At 46.3% G+C, this 23,406-nt stretch carries 9 protein-coding genes; 2 read left to right on the top strand and 7 right to left on the bottom strand.

The window, feature by feature from the left end; genetic code table 11:
* Window positions 1-40 precede the first annotated feature (40 nt).
* The 5 genes from MgSA37_RS10645 to MgSA37_RS10625 are packed head-to-tail and all read right to left on the bottom strand — an operon-like array spanning window position 41 to window position 17,962.
* On the bottom strand, window positions 41-2,101 hold the full coding sequence (locus MgSA37_RS10645) for a Kelch repeat-containing protein (protein WP_096351811.1): 2,061 nt from the start codon (window positions 2,099-2,101) through the stop codon (window positions 41-43).
* An 11-nt stretch (window positions 2,102-2,112) separates the two neighbouring features.
* Window positions 2,113-5,769 (bottom strand): hypothetical protein, encoded by a 3,657-nt coding sequence (locus MgSA37_RS10640; protein WP_096351810.1) that lies wholly within the window; start codon window positions 5,767-5,769, stop codon window positions 2,113-2,115.
* A gap of 22 nt (window positions 5,770-5,791) precedes the next feature.
* Window positions 5,792-6,745, bottom strand: coding sequence for a hypothetical protein (locus tag MgSA37_RS10635; protein WP_096351808.1), 954 nt, complete (start codon window positions 6,743-6,745; stop codon window positions 5,792-5,794).
* Window positions 6,742-8,268, bottom strand: a complete 1,527-nt coding sequence (locus MgSA37_RS10630) for a hypothetical protein (protein WP_096351807.1) — start codon at window positions 8,266-8,268, stop codon at window positions 6,742-6,744. The genes MgSA37_RS10635 and MgSA37_RS10630 overlap by 4 nt, the downstream gene beginning before the upstream one ends.
* 25 nt (window positions 8,269-8,293) lie before the next feature.
* Window positions 8,294-17,962 carry a DUF6603 domain-containing protein gene (locus MgSA37_RS10625; RefSeq protein WP_096351805.1) on the bottom strand — a complete coding sequence of 3,223 codons (9,669 nt, stop codon included), beginning with the start codon at window positions 17,960-17,962 and terminating at the stop codon, window positions 8,294-8,296.
* Between the two features lie 533 nt (window positions 17,963-18,495).
* Here MgSA37_RS10625 and MgSA37_RS10620 point away from each other — a divergent pair.
* Both MgSA37_RS10620 and MgSA37_RS10615 read left to right on the top strand, forming a co-directional pair.
* Window positions 18,496-18,948, top strand: coding sequence for a pyridoxamine 5'-phosphate oxidase family protein (locus MgSA37_RS10620; protein ID WP_096351803.1), 453 nt, complete (start codon window positions 18,496-18,498; stop codon window positions 18,946-18,948).
* A gap of 181 nt (window positions 18,949-19,129) precedes the next feature.
* Window positions 19,130-19,720, top strand: a complete 591-nt coding sequence (locus MgSA37_RS10615; protein ID WP_096351802.1) for a TlpA family protein disulfide reductase — start codon at window positions 19,130-19,132, stop codon at window positions 19,718-19,720.
* Between the two features lie 503 nt (window positions 19,721-20,223).
* Here MgSA37_RS10615 and MgSA37_RS10610 read toward each other — a convergent pair.
* Together MgSA37_RS10610 and MgSA37_RS10605 are read right to left on the bottom strand one after the other, a co-directional pair.
* On the bottom strand, window positions 20,224-22,227 hold the full coding sequence (locus tag MgSA37_RS10610) for a hypothetical protein (RefSeq protein ID WP_096351800.1): 2,004 nt from the start codon (window positions 22,225-22,227) through the stop codon (window positions 20,224-20,226).
* Between the two features lie 10 nt (window positions 22,228-22,237).
* The gene (locus tag MgSA37_RS10605) at window positions 22,238-23,404 is read right to left on the bottom strand and encodes a S8 family peptidase (protein WP_096351799.1); all 1,167 of its coding nucleotides are present in this window, start codon (window positions 23,402-23,404) and stop codon (window positions 22,238-22,240) included.
* Between the last annotated feature and the right edge of the window lie 2 nt (window positions 23,405-23,406).

The raw sequence follows: 23,406 nt of genomic DNA, 5'->3' as shown, positions 1-23,406 counted from the left end.
GTTGTTTAGTTTATGTTGATAATTGATTAAGAACAGGTATTTAAACCACCGGTGCGGGCGAATAGGCCCATACCGATGTATTTGCTTTGTTGTTTTGCAAACTGCCTCCTGCACACCATAACGAATCCTGGTATTCCACGCCGCTGGTAACTTTAACATCCCCCCATGCCGGCCCGGGTTGTGCCGACCAGTTTTTGTCGGTATTCATTTTATTGAGGTCGCTTAAACCGGTGCCTTTATCGTCAATGCCACCGCACATAAACAGTCCGGTGGTAAGCCCCGCTACGCTGGGGTAATAACGCTCCTGCCAATTGGGCCTTTTGTTAAGGATAGACCATTGGCTTCCGTTGGTGCTGTACCACACATCATTTGTAGGTGTTCCGGTTCCCTCTTTTCCATTCACCAGCCCTGCTATTACCCAGGCAGCGCCATTATATACGGCCATTCCAAAGGCGCCCCTCGCCAGGGAAAATGCATTCTCTGTTTCCCTTACCCAATCTTTGCCGTCGGTACTGCTCCATACATCATTGAGGCAATTGCCTGAATTATCGATTCCGCCGGTTATGAATACCTTATCGACACCGGGCAGCACGAAACACCCGAAACTACGGCGCCCTGCCCATTGCGCGCCGGGTGTTTCCTGCGTCCAGGTAATACCATCGGCGCTGCTCCAAACATCATTCATGCAGGTGTTCCCGTTTACCCATCCCCCCATCAGCCACATCTTATCTTTAAAAATAGTGCCTGCGCTATAACTACGCGGCGACCAGGGGATATTGTTTGTTACGGGGATCCAGTTTAACCCGTCAAATGACTGGTATACCGAGTTCATCAGGCCGCTGGCCATTGCCCAGATCTTATTCTTGTATTTAAGCAGCAAAGGCGGTTCAGGAAACTTGAAGGGTGCGCCGGAAGTAAACTTATACCAGCCCACAGGCATTGGCAAAAGCTCAATACTGCTCATGGCCGAACCCAGGGAATTTTGAGCGATCAACGAATAGGCCACACCTGTATTGGGAATTACACTTAAGGTGCCCTGCTTTAACTTATCCTGTGCCACCCCGCTTATTGTACTGTATTCAACAGATGCTGAAACCGCTGATTTAACTTCCCATGAAAGCACAATCGGCTCACCCAGGCGTGCCCCATAAGAGGGCGTGGCCCTGAAAAAGTTGATCGTAACCGGGTTAATGCCCACCGGGGCAGGCCTGTTGGCTGTCTCGTTCCCTTTGTTTTTGGCTGTTAAAATAAAATTTGTCTCTGTCCATACCTGCACATCGAAGTTGCCCGTAGCCGGAAGATTCTTGTGATCGCCCGGCGAAATGGAAATTTCATTGGCATATTTTACATCCCATGACAGGTTAACCATATCGCCTGCATCAACTTTTGAGGCCGACGATTTAAAATCTACGATTTGAGGGGGATCAATAGCAATGGTTTTTTGCGCGGATACATTTGGTCCCTCACCGTAAGCGGTAAGCGTATAAAAAGTAGTCGTTCCCGGGTTTACGGTAACCTGCCCGGTTGTTTCTAAATCCGGGTATTCCCCGGGGCTTAATGTTACCCGCGCAGCGTTGACGGTGGTCCATGATAAAATACTGGCTTCGCCAGAGGCAACATGATCAGGCACGGCTTCAAATTTGGTGATTTCAAGCGCACTTTTCACCTTCCCGATGGTTTTATAATCAAACAACACATCGGTTCCGTCAATTTCAGCAATGGTGATGACAGTGGTTCCTGCAGCTTCATTCACCGTAACCCCCTGCAATTGAAAAGTTATACTTGCACCCGCTGGAACTACGGTTGTTTTTTTGACAGGTTTTGCATAGTAAACCCCGTCATCTACCTGTTGAAAATCCCATTCGAGGGGTTGCAGCGAAGCCGGAATAATTGACGAGGGATTCGCTGTAAGCGCATCGGTTTTTTTCACATCGCTGTTCACAACGATCACCACCTGGAAGCCGGTAATTTTTATGTCCGCATCCGTAATATTGCTGGCGCCTATTGTGATCAACGCCATCGACGGGCTTTTGGCATCGCGGGTATAATAAACGCTTTCGGGCAGTACGGTGTATTTAAGTTTAGGTAGTTCCTCGTCCATTTTTTTATGTATTAATCATTTTCATGTATTGCGTTGGTTAGCTTAAGCCAGCCGTCTTTTAGTTCGTAATCAGGCCCAAGGCGGGCCTTTACATTTGCCTGCGCTATCTTATCGATCTCTTCCCATGTGGTTACCCCGGTGTGCTGGATCCACGACCAGTTACCGCTCATTTCGGAAGGCAGCGGCATCGAAAGCTTATCGGGATCGGTGATCAGCGGACCTGTACGGAAAGTTACATGCATATTGGCCATCGCATCTTCAACCAGCGGGCCAGGCAATACATTAACCTGCACCGGCAATATGCCCGATATTGTATTCACTTCGCCGCGGGGATCAACCAGTATAAAAACATTCTTCTTTGGGTCGGCAAGGTTGAGTGACACCGGGTTATCGGTGATATACCCTGATGAAACAGATATTTTTTTGGACAGGATGGAATTAAAGGTGGCGAAGTCATCAAAGAAATAGCCAATAGTACCATCCTGCGGATCCTGTATCGAGCCTACCTGAACCGGGAAACTTACGTTTTCATATCCATTGGTCACTTTGAGCGTCGAATCCAACCAACTTTGGTCGTATACCAGGGAATCCATCAATTTATATTGCATCACTGACTTTACCAGCGCCAGCGGCCTGCCAATAAATACCGAGATCAGTTCATTTCGTCTTCCGCCGAGGGGTTCTACGGTCCACAGGGTTTCATCTATGATCTTTAAAAAATCCTGGAAAGCCTTTGCATTATCAACCCTTTGCAGCAATTGTTCAACAAATGACCGTAAATATTCATTTTCAATAATTTCGCTTAAAGGCGTACCGACGGGCGTATTTTTTCCGGGAGCGTTATCCCAGCGCAACCTCATTAATTTGGTATTGCCTGTTAAAATCAACTCACCAAGCAAATGCCCGTCGGGCGTGTATACGGACAGCGCATTATCCAGGTGATTTGGCAGCAACCAGCCGCAAAGCGGGTCGGTCAGCTGGTTTTCCTGTAAATTATCATCGTTTTTGCCGCTTCCGTTCACGAAGTTAAAATCAAACCTTGTGGCCTGGGTAACACGCGGCGGCAACTGCGCAAGGTTTTTATTTTCGCCTGTTTTAGTGGGTGTAACCATGCCCGTACCCAAAACCAGGTTGTAGCTGGATGGATTTTGGTTGACAGCCGAAATGGGGTCAAACACCTGCCCGAAATCATCCACCACCCACAGTTTGGTTACCTGGAAATGCCCTGCCCTGATGGGATAAAAACCAAAGCTTTCATTAGGAATTGGCGAAAGCTGGGTCATTGTCCCCGCCAGGGTGTTAATATCAGGCGGCGGCTGGTTCAGCTGATCTGTGGTTAACCCCAGCAACAGGTCATTAAAGCCACTCATACTTTGGGTTAAAAAATCCCAGTGACTTACCGAATCCAAAAAGTTTTTGAGATCAGGGAACTTCCCGGTGTCCTCAAAATATTTTTCCAGCTGCAGCTTCATTACATAAGCGCTTTTGGGTGTAATCATGCAGCTCCCGGTTATGGTAACACCTGTACTTAAATCGGGCGTGTAATCGGTATTCCACCTATATTCAAGTATGGCCGGGTCGAAAATCCATTTTTTTAAAGCTTCAACAGGGGTATCATAGGATGGAAACCACCTGATCTCCCAGGCCATATAAAGCGGGGCCCAAGGAGCCGCCCATAGCTGAACGGCAACTTTTGAAGGGATAGTACCCATAAATCCCGATGCATATAAAACCTGCTCCCTGTCCAGATCATTTACATCTATATTCCAGGCGGAGGTCTGCTGTGCGGCTACAATGGCTGTATATTCAGGAAGAAAAGGGATCCCGAGCAATGTGCAGGCTGCTTTTGCAATGGATTCAGCATTAAGCGTATCAAAAAAGTAGGTTTCGATACATAAACTGCCGGTTTCTTTCGGCACCAAAGTTACCGGGATATTTACGGGCGGTAAAGTAACATTTGCACTTGTTACGGGCTGATCAGCCTGATCTGGCAGCATCACTTTAAGGCCCAGGATAGTTTGGCCGGTAAAACGGGTAAACAATCTGTCGTCCTCATCAAAACGTCCGTCCTCGCCATGCCTGTACGCCCGGTGTGCACCGTAAATAAGCACTACCGGCTCGTTTGCCTGGCGGTAACGGCTACCTATATTCTTTTTCAATTGCTGGGTAGACGGAAGGCCTGTGCTCACTTCAGTTACCAATTGCGCTATTTCAACCGCAAGCGCATCAAGATCGGCCTGTAATTTTGTCACAGCGGCCTTATCCACAGGTATCGCAGCCTTTAAATCCGCCTTTATTTTTTTCCATTGGTCCGGAGTAACATCAGGAGGCGGCTTAACCACGTATTGGGCGGATTTACCGGTTTTCCACCAATCGCCATACAGGCCTGATTGTGCAGCATTCAGCAAATGGTAGATAGCGTCGTATTGTTCTGACTTTTTATTTAACAGTATTAGTTTGGCTAACCTTTCCGGGTCAATAAACGGGCTGGTGGGTTTGTCGGTATCCTCAATATAATGGTAATATTCGGCATCGTGCTCCCCGAACCAATTTTTATAGATCTCGCGATAAAGCTCAAACTGCCCGCCCTGTTTCTCATAATTATCCAGCAGGTTATAATTAAAAGCCTCCAGCAATTCAGCAGCGGCAGCCCCGCCGCTCTGCCCGGTTAAATCCAGTTCATATTGAACCAGCGCGGCTAAAGCGTCAACAGCCGTATTGGCAATCGCAATTTGGGGCAGGGTATTGAGCGGGTCGGTTGATGTATTATACAAAGGAACGCCACTTTGCAATTTTCCGTTTCGCCCTTCCCAGTTAACATCGTATATCATCCCCTGGCAGATCGTACGCGAAGGATAAATATCTTTCGGTTTATCCTGATCTACCGTGATACCGTTGGCAGTGGCCCATGCGGTCCAGTCGTTCACTGCTTTTTGCAGATCGTTGTTATTACCAACAGTCCATTTTAATTCGTCCATCAGGCCCAGCCATTCGGTCAGGTTAGTGAATTTGAATAAAGGATCATCTTCGGCATTAGCGTACCAACCCAATATCATATAGGTAACCGGGGTTGTTTTATCGATAATATCTTCCATACTATCGTAAAAAGAAAATACGGCATCAATATTTGCAGTAAATGCGGTAAAGCCCGGGTTACCAGGGCCCAATGCTATTAAAAACTTTTCCTGTGTTACGCCGCCTTCGCCGGGCCAGGCTTCTGCCGGCCAAACTTTTCCAATCCTGGTGGTTTCAGGCTCGGGCGCGCCGGGGTCGAGAAAAAGGTTAACGCCATCATCCGGATCCAGGTAATCGCTTTGCAAAATCCATGATTTTGATTTCCCGTCATAATACCTGATCACCAGCCAGCGGTTAGGAACATAAGGATATACAATATTGTTTCCGGCTACTTCCTGCCTGCCATGCGTAATACCGTCAGGAAGCGCCCAATGCAGGGTAATGCCCACTTTCGGTTTATCAGCATCTGTTCCCTGGAAAAGGTTGGGCTGTACGCTTAAAAACTCACCGGCATTGTTGTATTTCATGTTTACGCGCGCCCAGGGTAGCGCTTGCGAAAGATTGGACACAACGAGCGCTTCCACATCTACAGGGACCAAAAGAGATGGGCCGTTCCATAAAAATTGCCCGGTATTATTTGCAGATTTTGCCATTATCTTTTTTCAATTGAATGAATTAATAATCTGTACAATCATTTATGTTGGGTATTACAATTTCGCCGCTTAAAAAGGATTGCTGCTCTGCCGATTTGATCAATTGTATGGCAAAGTCAGCCGGTGATAATTCGCCCGAACTGCTCAGCGCATTTTTTTCCTTTAATATGTTAACAAGCCCCGCTTTTGTGGCAGCAACGTCAATTACCCCTTTGCCGTTATTGCGTTTAAAAATTTCCGTTTGATCACCGGGGCCGGGGTTTTCAGTTATAAATTCACCGGCCGGCTGGTTTGGATGGTAGCCCAGCCAGCGCGGTACTACCTTGCCATTACTACGCGCACCAAAACATAACCCCTCTTTAGGCTCGTTCAGTTGAACCAGTTTGGGCATTTTGCCATATAGGCACAGCATAACATCAGGCGCAAGCCGCTCCAGCCGCAGGTTTTCAATTTTATCGGCGGGGATCAATTTTTCGGGATTTTCCTGAACGGTATAATTTTCATAGGCCGCTATTTCAAGGCCGGGCCAGCCAGAGATCAGTTGCGAGCGGATAAGCAAACCGGCAACCGCAATATTTGAATTTACCTCCCCGGGCAGTTCCGCCTGCGCCAGCCTCCTGCGTACCAGTTGCATGGATGCATTCAGGCTTAACTGCACCTGCGCATAAACCGACTTCGTGATAGCCGTATCCCGCGAAGATTGCGCACCTACGCTGAGGGCGCCGTCTACAAGGCAGCTTGTCCAGTTCGGGTCAACGTAAAAAAAACGCATCGATTCAATGGGTAACATTGCTGCATTAGGTACCAAATGCTCAAATGGCACGCCGTATAACAGGGATAATTTTCCCAGCCAGTCTTCCAGGTACGGAGGTAAAACGCTTTCCTCAAAATTAAGGCTCAGTCTTAGTTTTTTTACCTCCGCACCGCCTTTCAGCGCATTAAGGTACTCGCCTCCGTCGGGTAAGTTCTTTATCATATTTGTTCCTCCGTATTGTTAGCCCCCGGCGTTTTAATGATCTGTTTCAGCCTTTCCATGATAAAAGGGCCTTGTCTTAATAAATCGGCGACTTCCTGTTTTGACAGCAGGCCTGGCATCTGGCTGGTTCTTCCTCTTGTACCGGTGTGATCGGCCAGGCGTATCAGCGGTTCGGCGGCTATGCTTTCCGGCCTTACCATGTTGGCGAAATCCATTGACAAAAAGGTGTGGATCAGGTTAGCTATTGCTTTTTTGTCATTGTATTCAAACTGCGCAGCAGTATCGCCAAACAAACCCTGCATCCTGGCCAGGGTGTTCCCCTGCTCCATGTTAAGATTTTGGGCGACTTTCTGTTCTTTGCGCCACCGCATCAGCCCGACTGAAAATTCGGAGTCGGACAGGGCTAACAACCGCCCTATCTGCCAGGCAACGGCATACGACAGGTCAAAAAGGCCGGTTTTTGCATCATAGATCATCCCTGATTCAGCGCTGAAAAAAGGATCAAGCTTCACAAAGTCCAGTTTTACGGGGGTTAAGGGACCACGATACCAGGCGGCGGTTTTTTCGCCGTCGCGGGTGTGGTAAGTCATCGCTACGTAGCCATCATGAAAAGCGTCGGCTACCAGTTTCTCTGCATCGGTAACTACATTTACAGGCTTATTCTGCAGGTGCAGCGAGCATACATTTATATTTTGCACCAAACCCTCAAAAGTTTCGCCCTGTGCGGGCAAAGCGGTAAAACTCCAGGCAGCCAGCACCGCCATTCTCACCGTATCATATTGCGCCGGTATTGGCTTGCCGCCATATAAGTATTCGGAAAACCCTTCAAGCGAAACAAGGAAGGCATTATTTACCATTCCGGGCGTTGGAAAGCGGTTGGCTACCACTACAGAAAACCAACCCTCCTGTATATCTGCACGCAGCTCTTTGTCAGCCATATCTACCTCGCGGCAATGCGCCAGGTCGGGCAGTTCAGCGCGTGCAGGTACAACTGCACTAAAAATATCTTTTGGGATATCGGCATAAAGGCACTGTACGGCCCGCTCTGCTTCGGTAGTCGTGAGGTTCTGCGGGCCCATCACTTTTGGATCGGTTGGGGTTACCACATCGCCCACGGTGCCGTTTTTTACTTTTTCGACCTCCTCCTGCGTAAAAATTAAAAGGGCCATCCAGGGCTCGGGCGGAATAAGCGGCGATTTATCATCAATGGTGCGTTCCCAGGGCAGGGTCCTTTTGGTTAATACGATATCGGGTACATAAACATCAAACTGCCCCTGCTTATTAGCGGGCGGAAAGATGGAATAAACATAGTTGGGATCTAAGGTAAACCTGGGCCCATCCACAAAAAATTGCTGCAGTTTATCGTACGGTTCATTCACTTTCTTTTCGGTCCACACTACCTGCTGGTGTGTTTCAATAGTGAAGGTACCCGAGGGCAACGGGGGCGAACAATAATCGTACAGCTGCATCTGCACCTGGCTATCGTCTAAGGAAGCATTTAAAATAAACTCTGAGTTTTTCATAATTGACAGCTCTATTTTTTGATAGCTAAATTGTTTCAATGGTTATGGTAGCAGTTGGTTGCGGCCAGGTATAAGGGTACGGTAATGCCGGCTGAATGACGATATCCTTCCAGTTTTCTTCTACATATTTCACTTCTTCCGTTAGCCCCATTACCCCGGTAATTGTCGTCTGCGCGTCGGATGTAGTATAGATCACATTATAATTGTAACCTGTATCGCCGGGCACCTCAAATAATACAGCAGCTTCGTATGATCCGTCAATAACCTTCGCCGGTGTCAGCTTCCGGTATTCAGGTATATTTCCGGTGAGCACTTTTATTTCCAGGCTGATGCTATCACTGTTGAAAGGCATTCCCAGGTCCTTCTTCAAAGCAATAGCGGCCACCGTTTTCAAATCTGACGGCATAATTGTTTTAACTCCCGCAGGAACGCTTACCCCATCCTTCATGATGCGGTTAACCTTTATCATGCCCTGGCCCTGGATCAAACCGTACCCTTCTGACGAAATCCTGGTTTTTACGCGGACAGGGGCATCCGGCGCGATGACGGCGCCCATACCGATCAGTGAATTGGGATTAACCAGGGTAAGTTCAGATGTAGCATACCAGCCGTAGGCATAAGGTATTTTTAATGCTTCGATATTCAGCCCGCTCAGGATCAGCTGGGCCACACCGGCCGGCAGTTCCTTGCTTGCGCTCAGCACCTCGCTGCCCAGCAACTGGTTATACTGATCGAACCAGCAGGCGAATACCGGATCATTACCCGCCAATTTGATGAGTGATGCAGGGCCATCCGGATCAAAGTCAACAATGACAGAGACGCCCGGGTATATGGTAAATTCAGGCAAGCCTTCAGCACCCGAAGCCCTCAGGTTGGTACCTTGTTTTACGGCATCTACCATCCATTGCTGGGTATTGTCGTAACTAAACATTTTACCCTTTACAGGCCGGGTCATTTTTACATCATTGGTTGATGCTGCCATAAACACGGTTGACGGCAGTTCCGGCCCGGCATATTGGAATGCAACGGCCCGAACCAAAGGCGCTGCAAATTCACGTGGTTCCGCCTTCAGTAAAAGCTCAGGTTTACTGCGGTGGAAAGTTTGCGGAATGGCAGCGAGTTGTAATTCAGGCTGATAGCCCAGGCTACCTAATTCGCCCAGCATCGGGAACGACTGGAAGGTAGCGGATGCATAGGCCGCCATCTGATCAAGCCTGCCATCTGTCACCACGTTTATCCCGGCACTTACTATAGCGTTTAGAATCATTTCCCTCACAGTGACCACTCCGACTGCCATAACGGTGTCTTCAATAATGATCAACGACTGATCTGATTGTTTGGCCGGTTCTGAAGGATGCAGGTGCGGGTTATTGGCCAGCGTCAGTTTCCGCCATGGCCAGGCGGCATAACCCAGGTTGGACAAAGGGAACATCGGCGGGCCCCCCACGGGCAGGTTATCCGAAGAAGAAATTATCTTAGCCGAAAGACCTACCAGTGCATCAGGTATTATTTTGGCGTCGATAGCTGTTTTACCGTCGTTGGTAGTTCCCCATAACGATTCGGGGATCCCATTCAGATCGCCGTTAAAATTCCAGTTTTGGAAAGCCTTGTAAATATCATTGTTATATTTTACGGTGAAGGTTAGTTCAGACATCTGGCCTGGTGTACCGAAAACCACATTACCCATCGGCCGGATGCCGAATTTTTTATCACTGGTGATCGGTTGCTCAACCCCGGTAATAGTGATCTTATTGAGCGGTACAACCGTGCTTACGGTAAACGCAAAGCCGTCTGCTGTTATTTGCCACAAAACAGGGCTCTTTTCGCTTACGGCAGGATCAGGGTTTGGAATTTCTTTGATCAAACCCGCTGTCTGCTTGATATGCGATACCTGCTGCACCGGTATGGTTTCCTGCGGAGCCGGAGCTATCGTACGTTTTACCAAACCTTTCTCGTCCGGCTGAGGTTGCGGCTGCTGTTGCGGGGCAACGGCAGGGGCCTGGTCGCTGGGCAGGAAATAGGGTTTAAACTCGCCCCACTCAATAATATTGGTTGTGTTCGGACGGGTATTTGTTGCGCCGAAATTAACCGTAAAGGAGATAACCCACCAGTGTACAGTAGCGCTGCCGGCCATTTCAGGCCCCCAGATGTGCACATCAGCGCCAAGTTCAACCTTGAAGGTTGTTGTCCAGATAAATTTAACGGTATAGGATGCACCCACGCTCACTCCTACCCGGATATCGTAATAAAACGGGTTCCACATAATGAGGAAGTCAGCATAGGCAGTGAACCAGGCTTTGAGGTTGCCGCTCTGGTAAACGGCCTCCAGCGAGCCCCCTGCCATAACCGCAGATGGCGTTAAGGCAAAGTAGGCACCGCCTTTTATGGATACCCCGCCGCCAACAGCCCAGCTAAAGCCAAGCCGCGGTTCATCCGGGAAATAATCGGGTTTTTTAAAGGCCGGGTGATAGCCGCCAAGGGTAAATACAAACTCACCTGCTTTGGCTGCTGAATCTGTTTGGTTCTTAAACCAAACGAAGAAGGCCAGTCCGCCGGTTAGCCTGCAATTGGAGTCGATCACATAGGAGTTGGAGGTCAATACAGCTTCCATGGCCAGCAAGCCGGTTGACACTTTGTAGGTAACCTTGAACGCTATTTGCGCACCCACATAGGTCTTGCCTTTTTTGGGCAAAACCATGCCCGAGAGGCCTAATAAGGCGATCTCAAAATCGTTCCCGAAGATCACCATCAGCACTGCTTTGGAGTTGATCAGCTCAAAAGAGGCGAACATGATCCCCGCAGCAACCCAATATGAACCAAGTTGTGGCGGAACTGTCTTTGTGCCGAGCGTTTTTAAGGCTTCCTCGTTGGTTGGCGCTTTGCCATCTTTGCCACCCAGTGCAGCCGGATTTTCAATACCTGCTACAAAAGGAAAATTCTCAATTTCTTTCGCCGGAGGAATATTGATGGTACGATTATATCCAAAACCACCTGAAAGCCCGTTGATAAAGAAATACGGAGGCCCGCCCAGCGGCGCATTCAGATAAGCAAAGATGAATAAAGACGGATGGCCTTCTATCAATGCATAAGCACCGAATGCACCTATACCGAATGCCGCAGTTTGTATTTTTGCCTGGCCTGTATATTGAATATAGCCGGCGCTATCATCTTTCAGGAAGCCACCGCCAATGGATACCGCGCCGGCGTTGTAGGATACGTCAAGCCCGGCAAGGTCCAATGAATATTCGCCAAAGTTTGTTGGATCGGTGATCGGGATCCCGATGTCCAGTTCAACCAGGTTGGCCATGAGGCCAGCCAGCGACACCTGCCCGTCGAAAAGAAAATCGAGGCGTTTTGGTACGGCGGAGCCTTTCCACCCAATACCTACTTTACGTACCTGCAATGGCCCGAATGCCCGCATGATGGAGATCCAAACTTTATCTGCCGGCAGGTTTTTTGAATCGTAAAGCTGCAGGGTGAATGTTTGCGAATTATAAACATAGGATGCCGCAACGGAGAATGCGGGGTTAATGGCATCAGTTTTGCCGGGATCTCCGCCACCGGTAAGCAGGTTTTGCGCTACGGGGTTGGTGTTACTACTTGGTTTATCGAATCCGGGGCCAAGCGGAACACCCAAATTGTACAACATGATCCCCGCGCCGAAATCGGTTTTTAAATTACCATTTAAATCAAGGGACACATACACGCGGGGTTCTATGGATTGAATGGTTACCCCTTTGGTATTGATTAACGGCTTTTGCGCATTAGCGCCGGCAAAATCAAGACCCACACTTACCAGATCAAATTTTGGCAGGAAGGTCATGGTATCATTAGCCGTATCCCTGTTAATAAAATAAACCACAAAGCCCGGATCACTTTTCAGGCCTGTCCAGTTATTGTTTTTATCCTGGTCTGCGTAGTATTTGCCCAGTTGGAACAGGAGTTTGGCCCCATCGGAGTTTAAGGAACTGGTAACTTCAATATCAGTGATCTGGATGCGGACACCGTAACGCCTATTGGTACCTTCCGTTTCACTTTGTACGTATATGCCATGGTCTTTTATCGGCACAACCCTTTGTCCGTCGAGCAGGTTAAGGGCGCTGAAAATAAGTTTGGTAACTATTTCAATAGGGTCATTCAGGTCAAAGGCTTCGCGCAGGTTGCTGAGGTAATAATTGCCGCCGGTTTTTTCCAGCAGTCCCCAATCCACCAGTACCTTACCGGGGATCCCGACAACATTTCCTATTTTGGTCAGATCAAGCCAGTCTTTAACCGCTTTTACGCCGAGGGCGGTATTCGCCATAAAAGGAATAAGGAATTCAACACCAAAGTTGATCATCCATTGTTCGGTAGTTACATTACTTCTGCCTGCTATAAGCAATTGAGCGGTTGGTAATATTTCGATCTGCAACGTCCCGGCAGCATCGGATACCGTAACCGGGTAAAATTTAAGGTTTGGCCCATGGATGGTCTTCAAATCGCCATTCAACCCAAAAACCAGCGTTGGTTCCGGCACGTTCGGGATATTAAAGCTGCTGAAATTTGTGCCGATGGCGATGTTAACTTCATACCGCAAATCGGGGCTGTCGTAATTTACCGGCATCACTATACCCACACCCGTATCCACGAGCCCGAGCGACATCCAGCTATAAGTAGCCACCGGTTGCAGCCATAAACCAAATATGGTAACACCCTCCACCGTCCTCAAACCAATGTTGATGACCACTTTTGCACCGGGGAACGATGCAAAGGTGTGTTCATATACCAGCAGTTTCTCATCGCTGCTTATGCTAAATCCTTCAAGCGTTAATATCGTGGTGAGGAATTCATTGATCCTTGGCAGGGTTACCGTGATGTTAGCTTCGGTAAACTGGCCCAGCGGATCCTGGTAAATAGCATTAAAGAAATTGAACAGGGTTGCGCCATCAACTATTTTGGTCAGTATTTCAATACTTCTAACAAAAGGTTCAAGCGGGGTGCCGGGGTTTTCGAGCACATATTCGTGGTAGGCGCCAAAGAGTTTATCGCCAATAATGGTTAAGAGTGTGCCTGCCGTGCCTTCGTTTAAAAATTGGTTAAAACCACCCCATGGCAGCAGCAGATATTCGTTCGCATTGGCTTTTGCCGAAAGTACAAATCCTTTTTTGGCATACGCGGCGGTAATACCGAAGGTATTATTGGTACCTCCGGAGCCTTCGCCCAGGTCGTAACTCATACTGATGCTGCCATCAATACCTACGCCGTTTGGTGTACCAAATGCAACGCCTGCTGTAAGATTGATATTTGGCGCCGGCGATGGCAGTGCCGGTTTAAAGTTACCCCTCAGGTTGGCCCCTTCTAAGGTGTTTGCAAAAACGATGAAGCTAACACCCCATGGCAGACCCGTCAATTCAACCCCATCCTTTTTACCGTCATGCTCGTAAGCCTTTAACTCAATGCTGCCGTTTTTAATGCCTGCAGCATCGGTAATGGCGTATAGTAATCCGCCCAATTTTGAAAGATCGACACCACCAGTGCCGTTACCCAATACTTCGGGTGTAAGCAGCCATTGCAGCGGGTTCATGAAAATGCCGGTGAGCGGTTTCACCAAATCAGTTCCTTCAACGGTAGAAGTTAAACCCAGCACCTTGAAAATATTGATGACCGCCGGGTTTTGCGGCACCACAAAATCATTCACATATTTTACTGAAAACGAACTCAGCAAGGTCATCGGCACCTGGAAGCCAATTTGCTGCAAATACTTTTGGGTATCGGCAGGGAACGGCCAAAGCGGCAGCGGCGGGAATGCCTGCGGGGTATGCGGGATACCTGTTAGATAAAATCCATAATCAGCGCTGAGATGGCCGCCGGTAAAGCTTGGTGTCCAGTTGAAGGCCAGCGAAGAATCAAGCGTACGCGAACCAAGTGCAATGCTGTTGGTGAGCGTATAGGCGTTTACATCAATTACCAGGTCGGCAAACAACTGGATCTCGTCACCTATCATCACTATTTTATCGGTTGGCACCTGTATGGTAAGGATGGTACCGCTGGTATCAACACTAAAATATTTCTCCAGGTTAACGCCGCCAGGCCCTTTAGGCAGGGTAACCAGCGTTGCTACATTGGTAACCAATTGTTTGATGAGTGCCGGGGTGTTAAAGAGATGGGAAACGCTGTTTTGCAGATAACCTACCGGATCTTTAAACAAGGCCAGCCAGGCATCAAACACGGGGATATAAAATCCGTTATAATCTTTCGCCAGTTCGAGCGATTGCAGCAGGTACTGGATACCCTGCCAGGCCGCCGGCAGGTTGAAACTGGTATAACCTAATAGTTGCGCCAACGATTTTACCAGGTCGGCACAAGGCTGTTCATTTTGCAGTATGAGTGTTGTTTGTGTAAACAAATAGCCGCCCGGGTTGGAAAGTATAGATGCCCATGCCCCGGGATTGAAGGAATAGGTTTTTAATTTGGTATCCTCGTCAATCACTATATCCACCACCCTGTAAAGGGCCAAAATATCTAAAAATGCCTGTAACTGGGTAAAGCCTTCAGCCTGGATGGTCGCCGACAGTTTTTCCATCATCGCATTGATAAGGGAGTTGAAGGCGTCGATAGCGTCATTAGCGGTAAATTGCGGCTTGCCAGGTACGGGGATCAGCTCGATGTCTCTTAAGATCTCTGTATCTTTTAGCCTGCTGTTCACAAACCGGAGCACAGGGATCAGTACCAGCTGACCATTTTGCAGCTGCAAAAATGCGCCGAGCTGCACTTTATCGATAAACAAACCACCCTCATCAATCAGCGGCAGCGTTACATTTGGATTCTGAATGACGTTAATGAACGATATGCCTGGATAATTGTTTGTAGGACCGGTGGCCCCGTTCAGCATTACGCCCGGAACATCCGCCCTTAAGATAGTAGCTATTTGTACCGACTCCGTTGCGTTAACGTTAAACAGTTTACGCACCCCATAACCGGCCTGGCTATCCTCTATATAAGTGAGCAGGTCTATCCCAAACACATCTGGGATACTCACATTCCAAGGATCGGCGAGGGTGCCTGCGGGGATGATATCCGGCGCGCCCGGCACTATACCGGTAATGCCCCAGCCTATCATCTGCATCAGCGGCACCATAAACTCGCTGCCTGAATAAAGGGCGCTCAGCTGGTTCACTACATCGATCCATGGATTGGTGTAATTGTCTATCGAAATAACCGGCCAGTTTTGTGGTATGATCAGGTATTCAGGTATCGGGAAGTTATATTCGGGATGTTCCTGCCCGTCGAATATTTGAGGCAGGTTAGGCAGCAATCCCAGCGTGGTGGTGATCAGTACGCCTACTGTTCCGCCATTTTCCAGCATCAGCAAACCCAAACCATTTACTATGGCCGGTGTAAATTTCTTTAGTTGTTCAACATCCCATCCTACGGTACTGAATTCAATATCTCCTAATACAATAGTGCCAATGCTTGAATTTAATTGCAGGTTATCAATGCCGGCCACCACAAAAAAGCTGCTGTTATTTTTCCAGCCGCCGGTAACGTAAACATCTGTAGCGGCAATGGAAACACCGCCAATTTGCGGCGTCATCAATTTTCCGCCGTCTGCATCTTTTATAACCAGCGTCCCGGTTATAGTTTGCATCCAGGCAGCGTTCCAGGTGCCTGCGCCATCATTACCCGGCAATTGCATCACCATCATCGCTGCATGCAAATCAAACGTAGCCGAAATAAAGGTAAACGGCATCGGCACAACAAAATCAAAGGCGATGCCCAATTGATTTTCTGCAGGTTCCCATAATGCCAGGTTGATAGTGGCTGTGCCCACTTTCAGGATGGGGATCAGCCATGGCAATTTCTCCGTCCCCTCGCCCACTACCGTATCGCTTTCGCTGCCTAACAGGGTCGAAAAATCCGGAACCAGGTATTTGAATAATGGCTTTCCATCGCCGTTTGTATTCAAACACCGGGAATAATATGCGCCGATGGCGGCAAACGGATTTTTAATCAGCAGGGCCAGTTCGTTTGGCGACAGCAGCATTTTATCCTTTAAAGGCCACTCGCCCACGTAGGAAGACGGCGGATCGATACCGAACACTGCGGTAAACGCCTTTGCATAGGCATTATTTTCGCCGAAAAAGGCTGTTATTGCAGCGCTTACTATTGGGCCAATCGCCTTTTCAATCGTTTCGACATTGAAGTTGGAAAGATCAATCAGCGGCCAGGAGCCAATAGCAGTTTGCACATCGTGCAGCCTGAAGTTAGGGCTTGGAATTTTACTTGCAGCAATGGCGGCATCGTAAATAAAACCAACTTCCATGCTGCCTATACTAAATCCCGCAGGCGCTTCGTCTGCAGCCAGCTCATGGGCGCCAAAAGTATCGTTTACCGCAAATAAAGGCTTGCCTTTTACAGTATTGGCCGCCGAAGCCATGACACTGTATTGCGGGAAAAAGCTGATCGTGCTGTTTTGGTTGGTAGATTTTGGATGCATGGTGTAACACAACACTTCGGCAGACGCAAGTACTTTCACACCAAACTCGGGCATACTTTCAATGGGGTTGATGGCTGAGGACGCCACGCTAAAGCCGGGATAAATTTTCAACTCGCCTTCCGGCGTTTGCTGTGTGGCAAACGTAAGGTCAAAATCAACAGAAAGCGTTTCAGTAAACTTTGCCGAGAGCAGATTAGCAGAAAAAGGACTCACCCTTGTGCCATCGCCTGTCACATAGCTTTTATCTTCGGTAGCATCCAAACCTTTAAACAGGCAATACCAATCATTCAGCCATGCTTTAAGGGTGGCATTGTTACTGGTGATGTTTTGCAGCCAGTCGGTAAATATTTTTACTACGTTGGCAGGGTCGCGCACAAGCGCATCCCAATCTATCCCCGGCACCGGGCCCAGCAGGCCCAGCAATTCCAATACCGAATTTACCATCTTACCCGCGGTGCCCGCACCGCCTTCCAGTTGCGACAGCTGGCTGCCCAATACGGAAAGGGCAACGGTGATGCTTTGCTGTACCGATGCATTTTGGATCAGATCGAAAAGCGAGCGGTTACTGCCCTGTTTTTCGCCGGGTAGTTTAAGATTTAAAAAGGTGAGGTCGAGCGAAGGGTATTTGCCCTCCACAAAATAGATCTGGCTGGCCGCCTGGAAACCATCGAACGACAGGCTCGCGATGCCATTGCCGGTATTAAAAACACCGTTTGAGCCGGTGATATTGATACCGGTTTCCACAGGGTGTGCCTCATCGCCTAATATAAATTCAAAGCTGCCGCCTTCCTGGGTTGGTAATTTTAATATAGGGAAATAAGCGTAAGGCAGCATCGAAAAATCATCGTACTTCCACTCGTACAGCGCGCCCACGCCAAGCTCGGTAGGTTTCCCTTTAACCTGCTGGCTGGCAACAATATAAATACCGGTTGGCGCCGGGGTTCCGCCTTCTTCCACGATAGGGTTAAGGATAGGATACCAGGTTCGGTTAAGGGCCTGCCTGGGGGTACCTACCGCTGTGCCCTGGGCGCTTGTCATCAGTGTACCCAGCAGCTCAAACATCTCCGGGTTCGCCGGTATGGCGCTGATGTACGACCAAGGATCATTAAACCAAGCATTGTTAAACACGTACTCGTCCTCAACTTTGGTAAAAAGCCCTATCAGCGTGCCAATTTGCATGGCAACCGGGTTTATAGAGTCTGGCCCAAGGATGGTCATAATGCTATGTTTTTTAGAAGACGTTTTTAAATAGGTGACCTAAGATTTTTACCTGGTTAGCTTTACCAATGATTTAAGAACAAATTTTAATAAGCACTATTTAAAGGCAGATCAGGTTCAAGTCTTTTATTTATAATTTGGATAATATGATCGGGGTTCAGGAACATTACTAATTAACCGCTTCCATAAAACAGGGGATTATTGATTAATTAATACCCTAAGTTAGGTTTTAAAAAAATCGAGTTCCAAATTTATTACACCAACGCTGTTATTGTATATACCAACTGCGTTATTTGAACTCAGTTTTGCCTGATACTAAAACAGAATTTAACTTTTGAGCACTTAATTGCTTAAAGCATTCAACCTTTCCGGCATATTAAATGGCGAAAATTCCATTTAATTGTGCTGCCTGAAATGGAGCAGGGCATTATGATGAGTGTTATTATTTTAACTGACCACTGTCATTTATTTCCGGTTTAATACGGCTTAATTTTATAAGAAGCAAATCCAATAATAACCAAAAAACTAAGGCCATGCTGGGCAAGCTAAACGAAAAACAGATTGAAGACCTGTTGAAGAAACAGGTAACAGGTCGGCTTGGTTGCCATGCGGATGGCATTACCTATGTGGTACCAATCAATTACTTTTACCGCGATCCGTATATTTTCGCACATTCAGCAAAGGGGCGAAAAATTGACATGATGCGGAAAAACCCGAAAGTATGTTTCCAGGTAGATGATATTCAAAGTGTGTTTAAATGGCAAAGCGTTATTGCCTGGGGCAAGTATGAAGAGATTACCGATTTTGATGAGAAACAACAGGCAATGCAGGGGCTGATCCACCGCATAATGCCTTTGGTTGACAAACCTGCGGAACACCCTCACCATGCAATAGCCGAAAAAGAAAGCGAAATAGATACCAAAATCGAAGTGATCGTTTACAAAATTACGCTGAGCAAAAAATCCGGACGATTTGAAAATAGCTAGGCTATCCAGGCGTGCCGGTGTTTGGACCCTCCTGTTGCGCCTCACCATTTCATCGTATATGGTAACTTTTGTTACCATACCGCTATAAATTTATCCCGACCTTAGCCCCTGTTTGCAACTGCCCTTACGGGGATCAGTCTGATATAATAAAATATCCACTTAATAAACATAAATTTAGCGCATGAAAAAGAAACTGTTCAACAAGTCTGCTATAACCAATATAATCATCGGGGCATTAATGGTGACCCTTATTATAAGCCCGCAAGCCAAAGCGTTAATGATTGAAGGCTGTATGAAGATCGGTTTCTTTCAGCCGCCGACAGGCAGTACAGTTAATGAAAAAGAAAATACCGGCAATACGGCAATACCCTACCTGCTGCTTAAATCCTCCGACGGCAAAACGCTCAATATCCAGGATCTGAAAGGCAAAGTGATCCTGATTAATTTCTGGGCCACCTGGTGCCCGCCCTGCGTGGCCGAAATGCCGTCCATCAACGCGCTGTACAAACGGTTTAAAAACAACCCCCATATCGTCATCTTCCCGGTAGATGTAGACAATAACTTCAGCAAGTCGGTACCCTTTATGAAGAAGAACGCCTACGCCCTGCCCGTTTATAACCTGGCCAGCCAAATGCCCGAAGGTTATTTAGGCAACGCCATCCCCACCACCGTCATCCTTGACAAAACCGGCAAAATGGTGTTAAGGCACGAAGGCGGCGCAGACTATACGAATAAAAAGTTTGTGGAATATTTGGAGGGGATAGCGAAGTAAGGGGGGATCGTGGTTTTTAGCGCGTTATACTTAGAAACCCTCTGAAATTGTGAAATTCTTCTTTTTTGATTAACGATCTGGATGGGACTGATCAACAGGTCACGCTTGGCGGAACCTTTGCTTATGGCGTTCCAGGTGTCCCATTTTTACTCGCGGAACAAAGTGGAACGTTGTGAAACACGCTCATTATCAGGATATTTCACATTTTAACAAATTACCGATTTTAGCTAAAAAACTGATAATCAATTATTTAAAATTTAATTTTTAAAATACATTCTGGTAACTAACTTATTTTCAATGTGTTTCATTTTAATTGGGGAATTCCTTCCACAGATTCATGACAAACATAAGCTTATTTTTAAACCAGGTTTGCAAAAGGCCCTGAGTCCCTTCGGCGCTAAAAATTAAGAAGCCTTGACCGTTTTGCGATCAAGGCTTTTAAGGCTTAGACTTTAGGTTTCTGTTATATTTAAAATTCTATAAAATCTGGCTACAAATTCTTTTCAATCTTTACTTCTATTAAGCAAGGTAAAAATTGGAATATCAATTAAAATCGTGAAATTCACTTCCCACCTTGCCCCTACCGTTGTGTAAGTCGATCCGCTTGAATAAGATAGCGTGGGCGTTCTCCTATAACCAGCTCCAAAAGCGAATGGCCATTTAGGGTATTCAAAAAGCAATTCGGCACCTGGGGCAAAAAGACTCCCTAATTTAATTTGCTGGTTGCTTGATGAGGTGTTAATGGTAGATGCCGTGGTGGAAGTACCAGTTGGAGTACCGGTTGTTGAAGTACCGGTTGTGGTTGGATTGTTGAGTTGATACTGAGCAATACTTCCGACATCAAATATCGGAACAAAAAGTGTTAAAGGCACTTGGCAATTACATAATCCCCAAAAGTTTGAAGTCGACGCTGAAAAGCCGATGGGAGCATATATCCCGCTTGCGTAGTTACCATCTTTCCCATAGCCGACGTATCCGTTAACGGAGATATTCCATGTTGAATTTTGTTTCACTGTATAACTTCCAACGGGCAAGGCAACCGCCTCGATAGCATTTTCTGCATCACCGGCAGTCTTAGCCTCCACCAAATTCGCCACAAAAGATCCATATTTTAGAAAAAGCTTTTTAAAATCGTTATCCTTACCTGTTGCTGGTATAAGAGCATCTATTCCAACGATCGCACCGCTATAGTTATTGCTTGCAATATCCTGGGCAACCTCCAATGTTTTTGAACTGTAACTAAACACTGAATCAACCCTGGCCGGAACCTCGAAGTCATTGTCTATTACTTTAATATCGGATAATGACTGGATCAATCCATTTGCAGATTGAAATATTGCCGACCAGTAGGTGGATAAATCCTTTTCACCTTTCTTTTTTGCAGCCGTCAAGCCAGACATTGCTGTATTTAAATCTTCTCCATTATGTACCAAACTGTCCAAATATGTTCTAAGCCCATTTGAATTAAGAATTCCTTCTAATTTACTGATATTAATGTTTGTAAATTGTATATTTTCATTGATCATTTGCTGATAGATCAAACCCAGATAAAGCTTAGCGGACACATTATCAGCAATAAAAGCTTCAAATTCCTTGAATGGAATATAATTTTGTCCTTTTGTCTGGCTTCGCAAACTATAACTGAGGATATCGAGAAATTTGATTGCATTTGTGACATTCGGTTTTTCGCCAGGTATATTTGCTAGAAACTTGTCACCTGAAACAACATGAATGATATCCGGAATTTTTTCCCCGTTAATAATTCCTCCGCCTATCCGCATGGCAGAGATTAAAACGCGTGCATCAGCCGTATTAAGAAATTTCCGTATTGCATTAACCCTTTTGATTACGGCTTTAGAATAAAGACTATCTATTTTCTTTTTACTAACTGCGGGCATACCTGTAGTATCTAAGTTAGGTAACGTAGTTAATTGGGGGATATCGATCAGCAATTGTTGTAAATCCTTTTCAAAGGCTGCTTTTAAAGTGTTTAATACATTGGAATATTCCCAGGCTTTAAAATTTTTCATTAAAGCCATAGTTTTGGGAAAAAGGATCTGAAACTCAGGAAATTTTGTGGGATCTTGAAGTTTTTGGATTATTGAGATAAACAACTCTTCCTTGGCTCTTTTTACTAAAAAACCAGCTAGCCCACTGGCGATATTTGTTACTGGCAGATTTCCAATTGCATTCTCTGTAGTTGACACCCAATTATTTGACAGTATTGGCGTCGTTTCTGCTAAAGTTTTTCCGTTTGCTGACTCAAAAAACGGATACAGAAACGGATTATATTTCGGATCGTTTTGAAGTTTAATGAAGCTTGCACTATCAACACCATAGCTTTTGTGCAGTATGGTATACAGCATTGACACTTTAACTGCCGTTTTGCTAAAGTGTTTGTTAGTATCGAGTAACTTCGATAAACTATTCGCATCGTAATACGCGACCTGAGAATAACAAATACTCAGGTGAAAAAGAGAGAATACAATCAAACTAAATTTTTTCATGGCACATTATTTAACTTTTTAAGATTAGGTGAATTTCGTTTCCGATATTACTAAAGGCTTCATCTATGTTCGAAGTATACTTTTTCAACTCGTCGATAATTCCTTGTTTAGTTCTAATGACGGATGAATTGTGACTTAAGATGAGCGCAGTAATCCCGGCCATCAATGCAGTAGAAATACTACTGCCGGAATTTTGAGAATAATATTGATTAACTTGGATGTCACAGGCCCATGGTTTAAAAACAGGGATTATTATCAAGGGTATCGGCAGTTGATCCCAATATTCATTGACAAGTTCTTTTGTTAATGTGCAAACGGGAATAACATTTTCAATATTAGCTGGAAAAATATCTAATAAATCGGATGCACTATTAATTTGACTAATTTCCTTTGTGGCCGCGAAAAAAACAGTTGTAGTATTCTGAGAAATCATGTTGGTAATTCCCTTTTTGACATCTGGAAAAGGGAATGCTGGAGGACGTCCGATTGACATATTAACTATGTCAACATTTTTTTGTAAAACATGACTCAGTCCATTTTCCACACTCAGAAATATTTTGGGGTCATTGTCGCCGGGACCACCTTCATCATACATAACTTTTGCCGAATAAATTTTCGCTTGTGGAGCTACGCCTGTAATCCCTTTGATGCCAGCAAAATATGCGCTTGCCGCTATTAAAGACGCCATTTCGGTTCCGTGGCCCACTTGATCTGAATCCCCGGCTTCCGCATCTGTAAAATCTACTGAATCAACTAAGTTTTGAGCTAAGTCTATATGCGTCCTTTCGATCCCGGTATCCAAAACTGCAACTCTAATCCCGCTACCTAAGGTATTTCTTATTTCAGCCGGAAGTTTTACAACTCTACTATTCCAATTAATTAAGGTTGGTGGAAATTTGGCATTGTTGTTGAAAGTGTCAATATCACTTTGGGATGTCGGGATTAAAGAACCATTTTCATCTCCGGCCATCACAAAGGCGCCCGAAACAACATTCCCGCTAATATTATCCTTAATAAAAGGCCCTAAATCAGGATTAGTCAGTTGATTGGCTGGAACTGGAGTTCCGTCAAAAGCATGGCCCTTATTTACTGTCCCCACAACATTCGGATCAGTAAGACTTTGCGGGGTTTCCCTCCTAACGTTTAATAAATCAGCGGTTACAATGTATTGTGTCATGG

Source organism: Mucilaginibacter gotjawali, assembly GCF_002355435.1.
GTDB classification, from domain to species: Bacteria; Bacteroidota; Bacteroidia; order Sphingobacteriales; family Sphingobacteriaceae; genus Mucilaginibacter; species Mucilaginibacter gotjawali.
This window is presented reverse-complemented; position numbering and strand designations above follow the sequence as displayed.

Bases quoted from the DNA above. Each gene is read 5' to 3' on its own strand.
- MgSA37_RS10640 (WP_096351810.1), bottom strand. From the start codon at position 5,769: ATGGCAAAATCTGCAAATAATACCGGGCAATTTTTATGGAACGGCCCA.
- MgSA37_RS10630 (WP_096351807.1), bottom strand. From the start codon at position 8,268: ATGAAAAACTCAGAGTTTATTTTAAATGCTTCCTTAGACGATAGCCAG.
- MgSA37_RS10615 (WP_096351802.1), top strand. From the start codon at position 19,130: ATGAAAAAGAAACTGTTCAACAAGTCTGCTATAACCAATATAATCATC.
- MgSA37_RS10610 (WP_096351800.1), bottom strand. From the start codon at position 22,227: ATGAAAAAATTTAGTTTGATTGTATTCTCTCTTTTTCACCTGAGTATT.
- MgSA37_RS10605 (WP_096351799.1), bottom strand. From the start codon at position 23,404: ATGACACAATACATTGTAACCGCTGATTTATTAAACGTTAGGAGGGAA.
- MgSA37_RS10620 (WP_096351803.1), top strand. From the start codon at position 18,496: ATGCTGGGCAAGCTAAACGAAAAACAGATTGAAGACCTGTTGAAGAAA.
- MgSA37_RS10635 (WP_096351808.1), bottom strand. From the start codon at position 6,745: ATGATAAAGAACTTACCCGACGGAGGCGAGTACCTTAATGCGCTGAAA.
- MgSA37_RS10645 (WP_096351811.1), bottom strand. From the start codon at position 2,101: ATGGACGAGGAACTACCTAAACTTAAATACACCGTACTGCCCGAAAGC.
- MgSA37_RS10625 (WP_096351805.1), bottom strand. From the start codon at position 17,962: ATGACCATCCTTGGGCCAGACTCTATAAACCCGGTTGCCATGCAAATT.